The organism is Fulvimarina manganoxydans, from assembly GCF_900176465.1.
GTDB classification, from domain to species: Bacteria; Pseudomonadota; Alphaproteobacteria; order Rhizobiales; family Rhizobiaceae; genus Fulvimarina; species Fulvimarina manganoxydans.
Map to the genome: position 1 here is coordinate 184,824 of NZ_FWXR01000004.1, position 16,176 is coordinate 200,999.

Annotated in this window: 17 protein-coding genes and 3 tRNA genes; 10 read left to right on the forward strand and 10 right to left on the reverse strand. The window is 62.6% G+C overall.

The annotated features are described in order from the left end of the window. Nucleotides 1-7: 7 nt before the first annotated feature. The 4 genes from B9A15_RS06965 to apaG form a co-directional block, all read right to left on the reverse strand. Nucleotides 8-340: a phosphoribosyl-ATP diphosphatase gene (locus B9A15_RS06965; RefSeq protein WP_084409320.1), complete on the reverse strand. Its 333-nt coding sequence runs from the start codon at nucleotides 338-340 to the stop codon at nucleotides 8-10. Between the two features lie 32 nt (nucleotides 341-372). After that, nucleotides 373-1,176 (reverse strand): imidazole glycerol phosphate synthase subunit HisF, encoded by an 804-nt coding sequence (hisF, locus tag B9A15_RS06970; RefSeq protein WP_084409321.1) that lies wholly within the window; start codon nucleotides 1,174-1,176, stop codon nucleotides 373-375. 74 nt (nucleotides 1,177-1,250) lie between these two features. Then, the gene (locus B9A15_RS06975) at nucleotides 1,251-1,808 is read right to left on the reverse strand and encodes a Uma2 family endonuclease (RefSeq protein ID WP_084409322.1); all 558 of its coding nucleotides are present in this window, start codon (nucleotides 1,806-1,808) and stop codon (nucleotides 1,251-1,253) included. A gap of 110 nt (nucleotides 1,809-1,918) precedes the next feature. Beyond that, nucleotides 1,919-2,314, reverse strand: coding sequence for a Co2+/Mg2+ efflux protein ApaG (gene apaG, locus B9A15_RS06980; protein WP_084409323.1), 396 nt, complete (start codon nucleotides 2,312-2,314; stop codon nucleotides 1,919-1,921). Between the two features lie 213 nt (nucleotides 2,315-2,527). On the opposite strand from apaG, the gene B9A15_RS06985 reads away from it, so the two are divergent. The 3 genes from B9A15_RS06985 (at nucleotide 2,528) to B9A15_RS06995 (ending at nucleotide 5,520) form a co-directional block, all read left to right on the forward strand. After that, a complete protein-coding gene (locus B9A15_RS06985) occupies nucleotides 2,528-3,142 on the forward strand; it encodes a CDP-alcohol phosphatidyltransferase family protein (RefSeq protein WP_084409324.1) in 615 nt (204 codons plus the stop codon). A 117-nt stretch (nucleotides 3,143-3,259) separates the two neighbouring features. Next, nucleotides 3,260-4,471, forward strand: a complete 1,212-nt coding sequence (locus B9A15_RS06990; protein ID WP_084409325.1) for a L,D-transpeptidase family protein — start codon at nucleotides 3,260-3,262, stop codon at nucleotides 4,469-4,471. A gap of 47 nt (nucleotides 4,472-4,518) precedes the next feature. Beyond that, entirely contained in the window at nucleotides 4,519-5,520 is a 1,002-nt protein-coding gene (locus tag B9A15_RS06995; RefSeq protein WP_170923196.1) for an extensin family protein, read from the forward strand. A gap of 33 nt (nucleotides 5,521-5,553) precedes the next feature. Here B9A15_RS06995 and B9A15_RS07000 read toward each other — a convergent pair whose 3' ends face one another. After that, nucleotides 5,554-6,459, reverse strand: a complete 906-nt coding sequence (locus B9A15_RS07000) for a LysR substrate-binding domain-containing protein (protein ID WP_084409327.1) — start codon at nucleotides 6,457-6,459, stop codon at nucleotides 5,554-5,556. 134 nt (nucleotides 6,460-6,593) lie between these two features. On the opposite strand from B9A15_RS07000, the gene B9A15_RS07005 reads away from it, so the two are divergent. The 3 genes from B9A15_RS07005 to B9A15_RS07015 all read left to right on the forward strand — a co-directional run bounded on the left by B9A15_RS07005 (nucleotide 6,594) and on the right by B9A15_RS07015 (nucleotide 8,709). Beyond that, nucleotides 6,594-6,815: a hypothetical protein gene (locus B9A15_RS07005; RefSeq protein ID WP_084409328.1), complete on the forward strand. Its 222-nt coding sequence runs from the start codon at nucleotides 6,594-6,596 to the stop codon at nucleotides 6,813-6,815. 524 nt (nucleotides 6,816-7,339) lie between these two features. Then, nucleotides 7,340-7,416: transfer RNA gene (locus tag B9A15_RS07010), tRNA-Met, on the forward strand. 228 nt (nucleotides 7,417-7,644) lie between these two features. Beyond that, on the forward strand, nucleotides 7,645-8,709 hold the full coding sequence (locus tag B9A15_RS07015) for a PDDEXK family nuclease (RefSeq protein ID WP_084409329.1): 1,065 nt from the start codon (nucleotides 7,645-7,647) through the stop codon (nucleotides 8,707-8,709). Between the two features lie 19 nt (nucleotides 8,710-8,728). Here B9A15_RS07015 and rfbA read toward each other — a convergent pair whose 3' ends face one another. From rfbA to rlmB, 3 genes are read right to left on the reverse strand one after another with little or no spacing between them, the layout of a single operon-like run. Beyond that, nucleotides 8,729-9,613, reverse strand: coding sequence for a glucose-1-phosphate thymidylyltransferase RfbA (rfbA, locus tag B9A15_RS07020; RefSeq protein WP_084409330.1), 885 nt, complete (start codon nucleotides 9,611-9,613; stop codon nucleotides 8,729-8,731). A gap of 29 nt (nucleotides 9,614-9,642) precedes the next feature. Continuing rightward, a complete protein-coding gene (gene rfbB, locus B9A15_RS07025; protein WP_084409331.1) occupies nucleotides 9,643-10,734 on the reverse strand; it encodes a dTDP-glucose 4,6-dehydratase in 1,092 nt (363 codons plus the stop codon). Nucleotides 10,735-10,754: 20 nt separating this feature from the next. Further along, nucleotides 10,755-11,561, reverse strand: a complete 807-nt coding sequence (rlmB, locus tag B9A15_RS07030) for a 23S rRNA (guanosine(2251)-2'-O)-methyltransferase RlmB (protein ID WP_084409332.1) — start codon at nucleotides 11,559-11,561, stop codon at nucleotides 10,755-10,757. Nucleotides 11,562-11,782: 221 nt separating this feature from the next. On the opposite strand from rlmB, the gene B9A15_RS07035 reads away from it, so the two are divergent. Both B9A15_RS07035 and B9A15_RS07040 read left to right on the forward strand, forming a co-directional pair. Next, nucleotides 11,783-11,867 (forward strand) — tRNA-Tyr (locus B9A15_RS07035). A 30-nt stretch (nucleotides 11,868-11,897) separates the two neighbouring features. Beyond that, nucleotides 11,898-11,971, forward strand: a tRNA-Gly gene (locus B9A15_RS07040). A 160-nt stretch (nucleotides 11,972-12,131) separates the two neighbouring features. Here the strand turns inward: B9A15_RS07040 and B9A15_RS07045 are convergent. Next, entirely contained in the window at nucleotides 12,132-13,232 is a 1,101-nt protein-coding gene (locus B9A15_RS07045) for a helix-turn-helix transcriptional regulator (protein WP_084409333.1), read from the reverse strand. Nucleotides 13,233-13,626: 394 nt separating this feature from the next. Between B9A15_RS07045 and B9A15_RS07050 the strand changes: the two genes are divergently transcribed. Together B9A15_RS07050 and tuf are read left to right on the forward strand one after the other, a co-directional pair. Beyond that, nucleotides 13,627-13,944 carry a hypothetical protein gene (locus tag B9A15_RS07050; RefSeq protein WP_210190484.1) on the forward strand — a complete coding sequence of 106 codons (318 nt, stop codon included), beginning with the start codon at nucleotides 13,627-13,629 and terminating at the stop codon, nucleotides 13,942-13,944. Nucleotides 13,945-14,077: 133 nt separating this feature from the next. Further along, nucleotides 14,078-15,253, forward strand: coding sequence for an elongation factor Tu (tuf, locus tag B9A15_RS07055; RefSeq protein WP_084409335.1), 1,176 nt, complete (start codon nucleotides 14,078-14,080; stop codon nucleotides 15,251-15,253). Between the two features lie 271 nt (nucleotides 15,254-15,524). Here the strand turns inward: tuf and B9A15_RS07060 are convergent, their stop codons facing one another. After that, a complete protein-coding gene (locus tag B9A15_RS07060) occupies nucleotides 15,525-16,163 on the reverse strand; it encodes a hypothetical protein (protein ID WP_084409336.1) in 639 nt (212 codons plus the stop codon). Nucleotides 16,164-16,176 lie beyond the last annotated feature (13 nt).

Genomic DNA, 16,176 nt, shown 5'->3' on the forward strand with positions numbered 1-16,176 from the left:
CGCCGCGTCAGCTCGTCGGATCGCCCGGCCGGGAGGCTTTTTCCTCCAATCCCGTCATCGTCGTTCGACGCCCCAGTTCTGCGAGGATGTCGGACATGGGAACGCCCCGCAGCCGCAGCGCGACGAGCAGGTGATAAATCAGGTCGGCGCTTTCCGAGACGACCCGTTTCTCATCTTCCGAGACGAGAGCGATGACCGTTTCGACCGCTTCCTCGCCGAGCTTCTTGGCGACGTGGGAAACCCCTTTTTCGGACAGCTTCGCCGTATAGGAGCTGCCGTCGGTCACCGAAGCGCGGTCTGCGATGATGGTTTCGAGGTCGGTGAGGGAAAAATCGGTCATAACGCCTGACTTGTCGTCGAATCCTGGGCGGGTCAAAGGGCGGGTGCCGCTATATCGGACGGATCGAGACGCATGGGAACCCCGGCTTTGGCCATATGCGCCTTGGCCTCGGCGATGGTGTATGTGCCGAAATGGAAGATCGAGGCGGCGAGCACGGCCCCGGCACCCCCCTTCGTTACGCCTTCGACGAGATGGTCGAGCGTGCCGACCCCACCTGACGCGATGACCGGCACGGCGACCGCATCGACCACGGCGCGGGTGAGGTCGAGATCAAAGCCCGCCTTCGTGCCGTCGCGGTCCATGGAGGTGAGGAGGATTTCACCTGCTCCGAGACCAGTCACCTTCTGGGCAAATTCGATCGCATCGATCCCGGTGGCCTGGCGTCCGCCATGGGTGAAGATCTCCCAGCGCGGCGTTTCGCCTTCGCCGGAAACCCGCCGGGCGTCGATGGCGACGACGATGCATTGATCGCCGAACTTGTCGGCGGCTTCCGCGACGAATTCGGGCCGCTTCACGGCCGCCGTGTTGATCGAGACCTTGTCGGCACCGGCCAGGAGCAGGGTGCGCACGTCCTGCACCGTCCGCACGCCGCCGCCGACGGTCACCGGCATAAAACACTGTTCGGCGGTGCGGCGCACGACGTCGAAAATCGTCTCGCGCTCGTCGGAGGAGGCGGTGATGTCGAGGAAGCAAAGCTCGTCCGCGCCGGCCGCGTCATAGGCGCGGGCCGCTTCCACCGGGTCGCCGGCGTCGATCAGATCGACGAAGTTGATTCCCTTGACGACACGCCCGTCCTTGACGTCCAGACAGGGAATGATGCGGGTCTTGAGGGTCATCGCGCCGGCAGCCTTTTTGTCGATGCGGTCATGCGCCGGTTCGTCGCCGGCAGCATGAGGCCTGAGGGCGCCGTTTATGCGATGCCGCGATAAAGGTCGGCAAGGGGCAGATCGAGGCCGAGGGCCGAAAGATGAAGCGTTTCCTCGCGCCCGGCGATCATCACCGGTCTCTCGAAGCTGCCGTCTTCTCCTCTCGACCATACCCAAACGCGGGGCTCGTCCTGGGAGAGGACGAGATAATGGGCGAGTGAGTCGATCGCGGTGTATTCGGCAGCTTTCTCGCCGAAGTCCATGGCGAGTGAGGAGGGCGAGAGGATTTCGGCGATAAGGAGCGCCTCAGACGAGGCTAGGCTATCGCCTGTTTCCCGTCCTGGGGTAACCAACACATCTGGATATCTTATGCCGAAGGGCGTGCGAACGGCGTAATCGGCCGCCGTCACGACGAGACCGGAATTGCTGAGACCATTCGAAAGGAACAAGGCGAGGTCAAGCATCAGCCTAGCATGCCGCTTGGAGCCGCCCGTCATCATTTCAATCACCTCGCCATCCACGAGTTCGCGCTTGCCCTCGCGCCCCTCGTTCCAGCGCAGGAAGGCCTCGGATGTCTCGAAGCTGTGCCTGTGAATGCTCATGGGTTCGATCCTATCATCGGCCGGCCCGCCGCGGAAGGCGAGAGAGGGAAAGGATACCCGCAGAGGTGAATGGTTCGACGCGGCAATCCCCGACGGCGCCGCTCACCATCTCAATTCACCGTCCGGCGTTCATTCGGGCTGTCGAGAGAGAAGGGCGGCACTTCGACCATGAAGCGCATGCCGGAGCCGCGCTCCTCCATGCCGAAATGGCCCCGCATGATGCCGGAGGAGGTCTGGAGCGGGCAGCCCGACGTATAGGTGAAGCTATCGCCGGGTGCGAGTACCGGCTGCTCGCCGACGACGCCTGGACCGGAGACCTCTTGGACACGGCCATGGGCGTCCGTGATATGCCAGTAGCGATCGATGAGCTGGACCGTGCTGTCGCCCATATTTTCGATCTCGATTGTATAGGCCCAAACCCAGCGCCCTTCGCCGGGCTCGGACTGTTGTTCGAGATAGGCCGGCGTCACCGACACCTGGATGCCTTTGGTGGTCGCCTGATACATCACTCTCGCTGCCGCTCCGCCGTCCAGACTGTGTCTTGTAGGCGAAAGCTAGAGAGGGAGCGTCCGCTTTTCCACCACCCATCGATCAATGCGAGTTGGCAAATTCATGGTGAGGCGAGGCGGGAGGTCAGGCTTGTTCGATTGTAATGAATGCGTTTCGACCAGCGAATAGGCGCTCGAACGTTGAGTGCAATGCCAGGGAAGGACACCGCTATGCTCGATGCCGCGCTCAGGCGACGGATTGATCCTCCGATCGAGGCGCTGGCAGGCTGGCTCGCGGGTCGAGGTGCGACGCCGAATCTCGTCACCCTTGCAGGTCTTGGTCTCGGGCTTGCCGCCGCCGGGTCGATCGCGCTCGGCGCGCCGCTTGTGGGCCTTGTCCTCATCCTGGTGTCTCGTCTCTGCGACGGACTCGACGGCGCGATCGCGCGGCAGACCCGCCCGAGCGATCTCGGCGGCTTTCTGGATATCGTCTTCGACTTCATCTTCTACGGCGCGATCCCGCTCGGCTTCGCCCTTCTCGATCCAGCCCAAAACGGGCTGGCCGCCGCGTTCCTCCTCTTCACCTTCTATGCCAATGGCGCCAGCGTTCTCGCCTTCGCGATCATGGCCGAAAAGCGCGGCATCGCAGAGACGAGCGGGCGTGGCGGGAAATCCTTGATGTTCACGGTCGGCCTTGCCGAGGCCTCCGAGACCCTTGCGGCCTTCGTTCTCGCCTGCCTGTTTCCCGAATGGTTCGTCTGGATCGCGGTCGTCTTCGGAGCGATGACCGCCTACACATGTCTCGCCCGCATCGTGCTTGCGCAGCGGCTCATCGGCGAAGGTTAAGGCGCGAACGTCCTTTAGATTTTGTTGACCATAAGGCCTCCCGGCCCGATTGATCGGGAGCCACTCCGCCTTTGACGAGTTTCCTTAGCAAGACATTCATTCTGCCAAGGGGACTTCATGACGACCCAATTGCCGCATTCCGTTCTTCTTTCGCTGCGCGTCATCGGCTTGGCCTCGGCCTCGTTGGTGACCGGCCCGCTCGTCGCGTCTGCGGGCGCGCAGGCGATCACGCCGCAAGCGATCGAGAGCGCGACATTCGCTGAATGGCAGGCGCGCCAAGGCGTCGACGCGCCTAGCGGGTTGGATGTGGAACCGGCGGAACCGGGCGAGGGCGCGGCGCCCGCGCCGGGCGAGGCCGATAGCGGCTCGGCGACGGCCGAAGTCGCCGTGACCGGCCAGCCGTCCGTCGTCGTCGAGACGCCCGCCAATACCACCGACGTGCCGGACGAAACGGGCGTCCAGCCCTTGAGCGGCGAGGAGACGCCGGACCCGTTTCTGGTGCGGCTCCAGATCCTTCTCGATCGGGCCCATGTCTCGCCTGGCGTGATCGACGGCTATCTCGGGGAAAACACGCGAAAGGCGATCCGAGCCTACGAGGAAATGCGTGGATTGGCCGTCGATGGCGAGCCGGATGAGGAGATGTGGACCCTTCTGGTGGTGGATACGGGCGAGGCGGCGAAAACCTATCAGATCACCGAGGATGATCTGTCCAAGCGTTATGTCGAGACGATCCCGGACGATTACGAAGACATGGCTCAAATGGAGTGGCTCGGCTTTCACGGGCCCGCCGAAATGCTCGCCGAGCGCTTTCATATGGATGAGGAGCTTCTGAAAACGCTCAATCCGAATGCTACCTTTTCTGCGCCCGGCGAGGAATTGCTCGTCGCCTCCGTCGCCGACCCAGCCGATACGAAAGTCAGTCGCATCACCGTCGATAAGGGGCGGGGCCTCGTCACCGCCTTCGACGAAAGCGGCACTATCGTCATGAGCGCGCCTGCCACGGTCGGGTCCTCCGATACGCCCTCGCCAAGCGGCACCGTCACGGTGCTCGGCGCGGCCCCGGATCCCACTTATCACTACAAGCCGGACGTCAACTTCACCCAAGGCGACAATCGCGAACCGCTGACCCTGCCGGCGGGCCCCAACGGGCCGGTCGGCTCCATGTGGATCGATCTGTCGAAGCCGACCTATGGCATTCACGGCACGGCTCATCCGGCCTTGATCGACAAGACCCAGAGCCATGGCTGCGTTCGGCTGACCAATTGGGATGCGCAGAACCTTGCCGATCTCGTCCTGCCGAACGAGACGAAGGTGGAGTTTCTGCCGTGAGACCACTTGCCTTTGGGCCGGCAAGGACGCTCGGTCGTTCAGGCCTCGTGACAGTCGCGTTTATCCTCTGTGCCTTCGCTCCCGCTTTTGCGGAAGACGTCCCGATCCCCGAGCCAAAGCCCGATGCGGCAAAGCTCGAAGCTGCCCAGACGTCAGAGACGGCGGCGCCGACCGACGAAGGCTCCGACGATGCGGTGAAACCGGAGAGTGGTGAGGCGTCACCATCCGGTCCGGATGGTGACCGTCCGCGAGCAGCGGGCGAACAGGCCGAACCGGCCACGGCCGACGCTTCTCGGCCTTCCGAAGGCGACCCGCTCAACTCCGAGCCGGCGGAGGGCGATGTCCCGTTGCCAAGCGCACGGCCCGATCCGTCTGCCGCGCCGATTGACCCACCTGCGCCTTCCGAACCCACTGGCAGCAAGGCGCGAGACACAAGAGCGCTTGGCGCTGTTCCGAACCGATCCGAGAAGCCGGATATAACGCCCTCTGCGGCGGTCCGAGCTGCAAGAGCGGTCGCGGCTTCGCTGGCTTGCGAGGACATCCTCAGAGAACGCGGCATCGAATTCGACGTCCGCCCGTCGATCAGCGAGGATCGCTGCGGCGTCCTTCGCCCGGTCGCCGTCACCAAGCTTTCCTCGGGCATCACGGTCGAGCCGGCAACCGCGCTTTGGTGCCCTACAGTTCTCGCCTTGGACGATTGGACAAGGCAGACGCTTCTGCCGGCGGCGAAGACCTTCGAGCCGGATCACGCATTAACGGGTCTTCGGCAGGTCTCGACTTATGTCTGCCGAGATCGGGGATCGGGCCAGAAAATCTCCGAACATGCCCGCGGCAGCGCCATCGATATCGGCGCCTTCATCTTCGATGATGGTGAACGTTCCGTTTCGCCTCGGCAGAAGGGCAGCGAGGGAGAGGCTTTTCAGAAAGCGGCCCATGAGGGCGCATGCGGCCCGTTCTCGACCGTGCTTGGCCCTGGCGCCGACGCCGATCATGCAAACCACTTCCACCTTGATCTTGCCGCGCGCTCGAACGGGCCGTTCTGCCAGTAATCCCCGACAAGGCGGACATCCGGCCGGGCGTGGTCAGGCTGCACCTTCAAGGTTCGGTTCCATGATCGACGCATCGGCGAAACTGTCGATAACCGTGCGCGCCAGCGCTTCGACGGCTTCGCCCGCACCATCTCGCTTCATCAGCGCGACTTCATAGCGACGCAGCGGCGGCAAGCCCTCTGCGGCCCCCAGTCGCCGAAGCGGCGGCTTCACATGGCTTTCGGGCAGGGGCGCGACGGCCAAATCGGCGAGCACCGCCGCGATCTGCGCCTGGCTGTGTTCGCTCGAATAGGCGATGCGGAAGCGCCGGCCCGCCTTTTCCAGCGCCTGGACCGCGATCTGTCGCCACGCGCATCCGGTCCGCGACAGAGCGAGCGGCAGCGGCTCCTTTTCCACCGCCATCCCATAGCGCAGGCCCGCCCAGACAAGCTGTTCGGTGTGGACGATCTCCACCTTGCGCGCCCCATAGTCGCGGCAGGAGAGGACCGCGAGATCGAGCTTTCCGGCATCGCACATGCGCCGAAGTTCCTCGCTCGTCCTCAGCCGCACATCGATCTCCACCTGGGGATGGGTCATGGCGAAGCGCTGCAGGATCTGCGGAATGGCGATGTGGCCGATATCGTCCGGCGCCCCGAAGACGACCCGTCCCTCCACGGCCGGCGTCAAGAAATGGGAAACTGCTTCGGCATTCACCTGCAGCATGCGCCGGCAATAGCCGAGGAGAACGTCCCCGTCCGGCGTCGGCAGAACGGCGCGGCCCTGGCGCTGGAAAAGCTCTCGGCCAAGCAGGGATTCGAGCTTCTTGACCTGAATGCTGACGGCCGACGGCGTGCGTCCGATCCGCTCGGCCGCCCGGGTGAAGCTCTGCGTTTCGCAGATGGCCACCACGGTTCGCGCAAGGTCCATTTCGATGAGAAGCGACGCCGATGCCGTGTTCATGGGATTGCCTTGGTTAAGCGGCGGTTACGATGAATTTCATTCATCGGACCCTTTAGTCCTTTTCGCTGGATTTCAGAAGCTCGGACGCACAGATGAGGGGTGCAAACGCACTCCCGACACATCAAGGTGATGCCATGTGGTTCAACCATCAGACTGCCATTTTCGCCCCCGGCCGCCAGCCCAATGCCAGCCGCAAGAGCGAGCTCGCCGCCAAGGCCATGAAGACCCTCGACCGCCACATGCTCGCCGATCTCGGCATGGCTAAGGACAGCGACACCACCGAGTCGACCGGTTTCATGTCCCGTATGCTGCATGAGCTGCGCTTTACGGGCTATCGCGGAGCTTCGCGTGGTTAATCGGCGCTGGGCGTCGTCAAACACAATCAACGCACAGTGAAGAGCGGATTGACCATGATGGCCAGTCCGCTTTTTTCTTGCCCGAAGCGCTGAGGAATCTGTCGTTATTCGCACGGTGCCCTGTCCCCTGAAAAACGGCGTCGCGCTGCCGAACCCCCGGATCGCGCCCCTCGGCCTTCATGCGACCTTTCCGCCATCGGACTTCGAATCCCAAGACCAAACAGGCGCCCCCAACTTCAGGCCTCGAACACGAGAGCGGGCTGGGTCGCCCCGACCCCATTGCCCCGGTTCGAAACGCCTCTCGATTCGCTCCCAGTTCCTGAACCAAGCGCCCTCATCGCCGCATATGGCCCGAATGGGATCGCGCGGCGCCCCTGTTCAAGCCGCTGTTATCCATGCGCTTTTCAGAATCTCTGCTTCGCTCTGCGATTTTTTGAAGGCGGGGGGTTGGCATTCATCGAGACGTCGCATAAGTAGGGCTCACCGAACGGCGCCGCACACAAAACACGGCGCTTCGGAGGTGGCGCGGGGTGGAGCAGCCCGGTAGCTCGTCAGGCTCATAACCTGAAGGTCAGAGGTTCAAATCCTCTCCCCGCAACCAACTTTCCGACAAAAAATGATACGTTTTGGCCGCCCATGGGCGGCTTTTTGCGTTTCGCTGCATTCTGTGTTGGTTCGTCCCGACAGCTTTTGAAGCATCATGACCAATCCCGTTTGCTCCGTGCGGCACGGATGCGGCACCGGGCGGGGTTTTGGCGGCCGATGGTGCTTGCGGCGGCGTCGTCGCTGCGGTTGGATAGGTGCAATTCCCGATAGGTTCGAATTGCCCATGCCGATCTATGAGTTCGCCAGTGAAGACATCCGCCCTCTGAGCCGGACCACTTTCAGTCTCGCGCAGTTGCGGGAACGGCGCGACCTCCAGCGCCTGCTGCGGGCGAACATCTCGGTGGTCGCGCCGGACACGCTGGTGATCGCGGAGGAGTTCGGGGATTGGGACGAGTCGCGCAGGCGCATCGATCTACTCGGTATCGACCGCAACGCCAATCTCGTGGTGATCGAATTGAAGCGGACGGAAGACGGAGGCCATATGGATCTTCAGTCCATCCGCTACGCGGCGATGGTCTCGACCATGACCTTCGCTCAGGCCGCCGATGTGTTCGCTCGCTACCTCGCGCAGACCGGCAATGAGGCCAGGGATGCGCGGGCCGAGCTGCTCGACTTCCTCGGCTGGGACGAGCCCGACGACAATGCCTTCGCGCAGGACGTCCGCATCGTCCTGGCTTCCGCTGAGTTCAGCCGCGAACTGACGACATCGGTTCTGTGGCTGATCGACCGCGGCATCGATATTCGCTGTGTGCGTCTGCAGCCTTACGACATCGACGGCCGGATTCTCGTCGATGTCCAGCAGATCATTCCGCTTCGCGAGGTCGCGGACTATCAGGTCCGAGTCAGCGAAAAGAAGCGCAAGGAGCGAGAGGCACGCACGGGGGCGCGCGATCGGACCAGCTACGATGTCATCCTTGGAGATCGCACATTGAAGGGGCTGGCAAAGCGCCATGCAATCCATCTTGTGTTTCGTTACCTCGTCGAAAACGGTGTCTCGCCGGAACGGGTCGCCGAACAGTGCGGCCCGAGAGCCAACCGCGCTCTCGTCTCCGTCCAAGGCGAGGTCAATTCCGAGGACTTCATTCGCCTGGCCCGGGAAGAGCGGGAAAAGGAGGGGCGTGGCTTCGATCCGATCCGGTATTTCTGCGGCGAGGATGAATTGGTCCATATCGGCGGTCGGACTTATGCCTTCTTGAACCAGTGGGGCGGGTCCGATTGGATGCAGGCCATGGCCAATCTGCGTGACGCCTTCCCAAATCATCGGATTGCCTTCGCGCCGAGCGAATGACGGTGGCGAGACCGTCGCCTTATCCCAGCCGGTCGTTGTCGAGGCTCAGAAGATATTCGCCATATTGGCTCTTGCCGAGGCTCTCGCCGAGCCGGCGCAGGGCTTGGCGGTCGATATAGCCAAGACGGAAGGCGATTTCTTCGGGGCAGGCGATCTTAAAACCTTGGCGCTGCTCCAAGGTGCGAACAAATTCCGCCGCTTGGAGGAGGGCCTCCGGCGTGCCGGTGTCGAGCCAGGCATAGCCCCGACCCATCAGGGCGACCTCCAGCGTGCCTTCTTCCAGATAGATGCGGTTAAGATCGGTGATCTCCAACTCGCCGCGCGGTGAGGGTTTCAGCGAGCGCGCAAAGCGCGAGGCGCGCCCATCGTAGAAATAAAGCCCGGTCACCGCCCATTTCGACTTCGGCGCCTGCGGCTTTTCCTCGATCGAGATCGCGCGCCTCTCGGCGTCGAATTCGACAACGCCATACTGTTCGGGATTGGCCACGTGATAGGCGAAGACGCTTGCGCCGCGATCGGCGAGGGCGTGTTCGCGCACGCTTTTCATCATCTCCGAGAGCGCATGGCCGTAAAAGAGATTGTCCCCGAGAATCAGCGCCGATGGCTCGCCGCCGATGAAATCCTCGCCAATGATCAGCGCCTGGGCCAGCCCGTCCGGGCTTGGCTGCTCGGCATAGGAGAGTTTGAGCCCCCAGCGGGCGCCGTCCCCCAGAAGCGCCTGGAAGCGGGGCAGATCCTGCGGCGTGGAGATGATCAGGATTTCGGTGATCCCCGCGAGCATCAAAGTCGTCAGCGGGTAATAGATCATCGGCTTGTCGAAGACCGGCAGGAGCTGTTTGGAGACCGATAGCGTCATCGGATGAAGCCGGGTGCCGTTGCCGCCAGCGAGGATAATGCCTCTCATATCGTCCTGCCCATGCGCTTACTGTTCAGTCACGACCGGCCGTGAAGACCGAGCCTTTCGCCGCGATAGTGGCCGGAGCGGATAGCGCTCCACCAGTCTTCATTGTCGAGATACCACCGCACCGTCTTTTCGAGGCCCGTTTCGAAGCTTTCCGCCGGTTGCCAGCCGAGTTCCGATTCGATCTTCGCAGCATCGATCGCATAACGGGCATCATGGCCCGGCCTGTCCGCAACAAAAGTGATCAACCGGCCATGAGGGCCCTGCGGGTCCGGCCTTACTCGATCCAGAATCGCGCAGATCGTCTCGACCACGTCGATATTGCGCCGCTCGTTATGGCCCCCGATCGCATAGGTCTCCCCCGGCCGGCCGGATTCGGCGACAAGGGCCAGCGCGCGGGCGTGATCCTCCACATAGAGCCAGTCGCGAATGTTCTCGCCTTTGCCGTAAACCGGGAGCGGTTTGCCCTCGATCGCATTGAGAATGACGAGCGGAATCAGCTTTTCCGGGAAATGATACGGCCCGTAATTGTTCGAGCAATTGGTGAGGAGGATCGGCAGGCCATAAGTGTGATGCCAGGCGCGAACGAGATGATCGGAGCCCGCCTTCGAGGCCGAATAGGGCGAACGGGGATCATAGGGCGTCGATTCGGAGAAGTGGCCTGTGGCCCCGAGTGATCCGAACACTTCGTCCGTCGAGATATGATGGAAGCGGAAACGGGTTCGCCGGGGCTCTGCAAGGGTTCCGTAGTGGCGGAGCGCGGCCTGGAGCAACACGGCGGTCCCGACGATATTGGTGTCGATGAAGTCCATCGGCCCATCGATCGAGCGATCCACATGGCTTTCGGCGGCCAGATGCATGACGATATCGGGATCGAATTCGGCGAATGCCTTTTCCATCGCGTCGCCGTCGCGAATGTCCGCTTGGCGAAACCGATAGCGCGGATCGTCCGCCACCGGCGTCAGATTGGCGATATTCCCGGCATAGGTCAGCGCGTCGACCACGAGTACTTCGTGCCGGGTTTGCGCGATCAGGTGGCGAACCAGCGCCGATCCGATGAAGCCCGCGCCGCCGGTGACGAGAAATCGCAAAGGCTCGGAGGCATGCTGCGGATCAAGCGTCATGGCGGCCGGCAAGCGTTCGGTCAGCCAAGCCGTCGGCGCGTCGCATAAAGGGCGACGGCCGCGGCGTTGGAGACGTTGAGAGAACGGATCGCGCCGGGCATTTCGAGCCGCGCCAAGGCATCACAGGTTGCCCGGGTCTTCTGACGCAGACCCTTGCCCTCGGCGCCGAGTACGATGGCGATCCGGTCGGCGTCTAAACACTCCTCGAAGGTCGATTCGCCTTCCGAATCGAGGCCGATCGTCTTGAAGCCCTTTCGTGAGATCGCCTCCAGCGCATCGGCGAGATTTCGCACCTCGATCTGCGGCACATGTTCCAGCGCGCCGGAGGCGGCCTTGGCCAGGACACCGCTCTCTTGCGGGGAATGCCGAGCCGTCGTGACGAGGCCGTCTGCGGCAAAGGCGGTGGCCGAGCGCAGGATCGCCCCGACATTATGCGGGTCGGTCACCTGGTCGAGGACGAGAATCAGCCGAGCATCGCCGAGATCGGCCAAGCGCAAGGGCTCCAGAGGCTCCGTCACCAGCATCACGCCTTGATGCACGGCCTCGCCGCCAAGTTCGGCGTCGAGCTTTTTGGGCTCGACGATCTCGAGAGGGCAGGGTGGGGCGGCCTCGTCGATCTCCATCCGGCGCAGAGCATTGAGCGTCGCTTTCAGCTGATGCAGTCGACGCTGGGGATTGGCGAGCGCGGCCGTCACCGTGTGGATGCCGTAGAGCGTCACGCGGCCGGTGTCGGCGCTCGGCTCCTGTCGCTGCCGGTCGCGATGGGCGCGGCGCAGCTTGGCGTAGTGGGTGTCTTTGGGCGTGCCGGAGGCAGGACGATCGGTCATTCCATGGCTTTAGCCGAGGCGGAGGAGGGCGACAACTGCTGGTCTTCGAGCACGATGGATGCGCCGTCCTCGACCCCATGCCGAGCGCTGCGGAAAAATTCGATGCGAGAAGGGCGTTGACAAGTCCGGGTCCCTCCTTCCATAAGGCCGCTCATCGCTTTCGCCGCTTCGGCAGCGGAAGGCGGGTTTCCGGTGCGAATGCACTGGAAACGCTGCGGCTCGGAGGGGTGTCCGAGTGGTTAAAGGAGACGGACTGTAAATCCGTTGGCTAAGCCTACGCTGGTTCGAATCCAGCCCCCTCCACCACCGCCGCGAAATCGCGTATGATGCCTGCATGCGGGTATAGCTCAATGGTAGAGCAGCAGCCTTCCAAGCTGAATACGCGGGTTCGATTCCCGCTACCCGCTCCATCATTTCCCTGATTCCACTGTTTTTCGGCTTGCCGCTTTCAGGCAATCTCCTGCGCGTCGGACGCGCCGTTCGATCGCTTTTTGCTGGTTCGAATGTCGTCTTCGCGGAAAGGACCGATTGTCCTGGTATTTTTAGCGCATTGAGCCTCGCTGCGAGGTTTCAGCTGCCGCATAGCCGCATCAAGGTCACCATCGCTTCGGCCTGGTTGGACGCGTTCAGCTTGGCTCTGGCGTCTTTGAACTGGGTTCGAACCGTGTGCTCCGACAGGCCGTTCGCGTCTGCGTAAGCGGACATGCTGGTGCCGACGAGCAGCGCTTCGCAAAGCTTGGCCTCGGCATTCGATAAGGGTGTGACTTGCCGAATCATGTCGGCGGAGGGAAGCCTTGCCTTCGCCATATCGCGGATGGTCAGGACGCCGTAGGGCTGAGCGCGGTTCGCGCCCGGCGAAGCGAAGGCGCTGATCTTCAGCGGCATGGCGCCCGAAGCGCGCTTGACGAGGATCGGCCTTGGCAAGGTGAAGGTCTGTCCGGCCTGGAATCGGAGAACCGCGCCCATCAAGAGTGCCAACCGTTCACGCGAGGCCCGATCCTCGCAGCTGAGCGTCCGTCCGACCAGCCTCAGCGTTCCGTCTGCCTCGATGAGGGTCCGGGCGGCCGGATTGAGGGTCACGATCGATCCCGACATGTCGAAGACCACCATGCCGTCCGCCATGGCATCGAACGCGTCTTCGAAGGGCGATGCTTTGGGCGGAAGGGCCGCCGTCGCTGTTCTGAACTGATAGGCCGAGACGAGATGCGGCCCGATGATCGACAGGAACTTCGTCTGTTCCTCGTCGGGCGGGCCGTGGCGCGCCGAGCTGTGCATCAAGGGGGCCGCCAGGATGCGCCCGCTGCGCATGGACAGTCCCGTCATGTGCCAGGAGTCGGGATAGATCCGCACGAATTCCTGATGGAAGGGACATTGGGCAATCTCGGCCGGCGACATCAAATTCGGCGTGCTGATGATTTGCATCGAGGGCCGCGACAATGCGCGCTCGATGCGAACGTCGAAAGGCGCGTAAGTGGTCGCGTAGAGATGCAGCCCTTCCGGATCAAAGGGCCATGTCTGTTGAAGGACGCCATTCTCCGGATCGAAGATCAGCAGCGTCATCCGCTCGACCCTTGCCGTCTTGGCCGTCTTTTCGAGAATGGACGACCAGTCGAGATGGCCGTGGGCGCCAGCATGGATGGCATCGATAGTCGATTCGATTCTGTCTGCCATGAGGCCACAAACCCTTGTTCACACAGACGCACGGGCCAACGATCGTCGATCCCGCCCCGCAGCGATGTCGGCGCCTCAGCTGACGTTCGGCCCTCGGCAAGCAAGCTCCCACGGCCAAACTGTGGGGTTTCCGATTGCGCGCAAGAGATGAGTACCAATATCCCGGCCATATCCTTAAGGCAGGCGCTCGCATTTCGCCAGTCAGTTGTGTCTCATGCGAGCTATATATCGTCTTTCGATGCTGATTATATCTCAGCGTTAGCATACGCGCTGACGCGGGGCGAAGCTGGATGCGGAACGCTCGAAATATTCTGCGCTGCGCACGCCGGAGGGCATGGTTTCGAGGGCTTTCAAGCGATAATCTGCGATTCCCATCAATCGGGTTTCGACAACAATGATCAGGGTTAGTTTCGTCGCATGGATGTCCTTCGCTTTGGCTGGTCCGGCCTTTGCGGAAGATCTCGCTTTCACCGTCGTCAACGACACCAGCAGCACGGTGGTCGAGTTTTATGTCTCGCCCGTCGATACAGACGACTGGGAAGAGAATATGGTCAGTTCCGCGGTCGCTCCCGGTGACGAGGTGACGGCGACAATCGCCGACGGACGTTCGGTCTGCGACTACGATATCCGCGCCGTCTTCGAAGATGGCGAGGAAGCGGAAAGCCGCGACGTCAATCTCTGTGATCTTGGCACCTTCACGCTGCACGAATGATGCATTGCGGGCGCGTGGGACCCGCGAACTGCCCACGCGCCCGCCCCGTATGCGAGGCCAGCACTCTTGCTTTGTTCGATTCGGTCTTCTATGTCGCGCCGAAACTGAAGACCGACCATTCGGAGAGTGGGAAATGGCCAAGAGCAAGTTCGAGCGGAACAAGCCGCATGTGAACATCGGGACGATCGGTCACGTCGACCACGGCAAGACGTCCCTGACGGCGGCGATTACGAAGTATTTCGGCGAGTTCCGCGCCTATGATCAGATCGATGCGGCGCCTGAAGAGAAGGCCCGCGGCATCACGATTTCGACGGCGCATGTGGAATACGAGACGGAGAACCGTCACTACGCCCATGTCGACTGCCCGGGTCACGCCGACTATGTGAAGAACATGATCACCGGCGCCGCCCAGATGGACGGCGCGATCCTGGTCTGCTCTGCGGCCGACGGCCCGATGCCGCAGACCCGCGAGCACATCCTGCTCGCCCGTCAGGTCGGCGTTCCGGCGATCGTGGTGTTCCTCAACAAGGTCGACCAGGTCGACGACGAGGAGCTTCTGGAGCTGGTCGAGCTCGAGGTTCGCGAGCTTCTGTCGTCCTACGATTTCCCGGGCGACGACATTCCGATCGTCAAGGGTTCGGCTCTGGCCGCTCTCGAAGACTCCAACAAGGAGATCGGCGAGGATGCGGTCCGCAAGCTGATGGCCGAGGTCGACGCCTATATCCCGACGCCGGAGCGTCCGGTCGACCAGCCCTTCCTGATGCCGATCGAGGACGTGTTCTCGATCTCGGGTCGCGGTACGGTCGTGACCGGCCGTGTCGAGCGCGGCATCGTCAAGGTTGGCGAGGAAGTCGAGATCGTTGGCATCAAGGACACCCGCAAGACGACGGTCACGGGCGTCGAGATGTTCCGCAAGCTGCTCGATCAGGGCCAGGCGGGCGACAACATCGGCGCGCTGATCCGCGGTATCGACCGTGAAGGCGTCGAGCGCGGTCAGGTTCTGTGCAAGCCGGGTTCGGTGAAGCCGCACACGAAGTTCAAGGCCGAAGCCTACATCCTGACCAAGGAAGAGGGCGGTCGTCATACGCCGTTCTTCACCAACTATCGTCCGCAGTTCTACTTCCGCACGACGGACGTGACGGGCGTGGTGACACTGCCTGAGGGCACGGAGATGGTGATGCCGGGCGACAATGTGACGATGGACGTCACGCTGATCGTTCCGATCGCGATGGAAGAAAAGCTGCGCTTCGCCATCCGCGAAGGCGGCCGCACCGTCGGCGCCGGCATCGTCGCATCCATCGTCGAGTAATCGACGAGCGGACGTCGTGCCGAGAAGCGCCGACGGCCAGTAGAAGATTGAACGCGAACGGGCCCTGTGGGGCCCGTTTTCGCGTGGCGGCGCCGGCATCGTCGCATCGATCGTCGAGTAATCGACGAGCGGACGTCGTGCCGAAAGCGGCCGACGGCCAGCAAGGAATGAACGCGAACGGGCCCTGCGGGGCCCGTTTTCGTATCAGTTTCCAGCTTTCAGTCGCCGTTCGTTCCAGATGGGGATTGCACCCCGGGCAGGTGCAGAGCATTCAACGCCGAAACAACGTGAGCCCCGTCTCTTCGGCAAGCTCGGCTTCGGTCGTCGAAACGTCGTTCCGCTTCGCGAGAGCTTTTAGAACGGCGCGATCCTCGGTGATCTGCATGCGCGCACGATTGTTCTGATTGTAGCTATGCCCGCCGGAGGTTAGCGATATGCCGGCCAGAACGATTGAGGGAACGCCGCAGGCGAGGCCGAAACAGGCCGCCGCGATCCCGTTCGTGACTTTGCCGAGATCGCCGATCTCGGAGACTGGCAAGGCGGTCTCGGCCATGACGATCCGTTCCCTGACCTTTGGGGTCAAAACCTCCAACGACTCGATATGGCGGTGGGGCCGGTATCGAAGCTTCAGCTTGGCGTACCAGCGCGGCTTTGTGTGGATCCAGAGAAGCCCGTGGGTATCGAGATTGGGATGCTCGCTCCACGGCTTGGCTTTGGCGCGGAATGTGAGATCGGCGCGGCCGAGCCCCATCTGCTCGGCCGTGCGACCGGAATTGTTGATGTCGACACGCGCATGGTCCGCGAGGACGCCGGCGGGCAGGGTCGGGGAGGGCGCCGAGCCGAGGATCAACCATGGTCGGTCCAGAATGCCGAGTTCGCCGAGCCATCCGCGATAGCGATCGATCTTCATGGCTGCTCGGACC

Bases quoted from the DNA above. Each gene is read 5' to 3' on its own strand.
- B9A15_RS07045 (WP_084409333.1), bottom strand. From the start codon at position 13,232: ATGGCAGACAGAATCGAATCGACTATCGATGCCATCCATGCTGGCGCC.
- B9A15_RS06975 (WP_084409322.1), bottom strand. From the start codon at position 1,808: ATGAGCATTCACAGGCACAGCTTCGAGACATCCGAGGCCTTCCTGCGC.
- rfbA (WP_084409330.1), bottom strand. From the start codon at position 9,613: ATGAGAGGCATTATCCTCGCTGGCGGCAACGGCACCCGGCTTCATCCG.
- B9A15_RS07050 (WP_210190484.1), top strand. From the start codon at position 13,627: ATGATCAGGGTTAGTTTCGTCGCATGGATGTCCTTCGCTTTGGCTGGT.
- B9A15_RS07000 (WP_084409327.1), bottom strand. From the start codon at position 6,459: ATGAACACGGCATCGGCGTCGCTTCTCATCGAAATGGACCTTGCGCGA.
- rlmB (WP_084409332.1), bottom strand. From the start codon at position 11,561: ATGACCGATCGTCCTGCCTCCGGCACGCCCAAAGACACCCACTACGCC.
- B9A15_RS06990 (WP_084409325.1), top strand. From the start codon at position 3,260: ATGACGACCCAATTGCCGCATTCCGTTCTTCTTTCGCTGCGCGTCATC.
- B9A15_RS06965 (WP_084409320.1), bottom strand. From the start codon at position 340: ATGACCGATTTTTCCCTCACCGACCTCGAAACCATCATCGCAGACCGC.
- B9A15_RS07015 (WP_084409329.1), top strand. From the start codon at position 7,645: ATGCCGATCTATGAGTTCGCCAGTGAAGACATCCGCCCTCTGAGCCGG.
- rfbB (WP_084409331.1), bottom strand. From the start codon at position 10,734: ATGACGCTTGATCCGCAGCATGCCTCCGAGCCTTTGCGATTTCTCGTC.
- tuf (WP_084409335.1), top strand. From the start codon at position 14,078: ATGGCCAAGAGCAAGTTCGAGCGGAACAAGCCGCATGTGAACATCGGG.
- B9A15_RS06985 (WP_084409324.1), top strand. From the start codon at position 2,528: ATGCTCGATGCCGCGCTCAGGCGACGGATTGATCCTCCGATCGAGGCG.
- B9A15_RS07060 (WP_084409336.1), bottom strand. From the start codon at position 16,163: ATGAAGATCGATCGCTATCGCGGATGGCTCGGCGAACTCGGCATTCTG.
- B9A15_RS07005 (WP_084409328.1), top strand. From the start codon at position 6,594: ATGTGGTTCAACCATCAGACTGCCATTTTCGCCCCCGGCCGCCAGCCC.
- apaG (WP_084409323.1), bottom strand. From the start codon at position 2,314: ATGTATCAGGCGACCACCAAAGGCATCCAGGTGTCGGTGACGCCGGCC.
- hisF (WP_084409321.1), bottom strand. From the start codon at position 1,176: ATGACCCTCAAGACCCGCATCATTCCCTGTCTGGACGTCAAGGACGGG.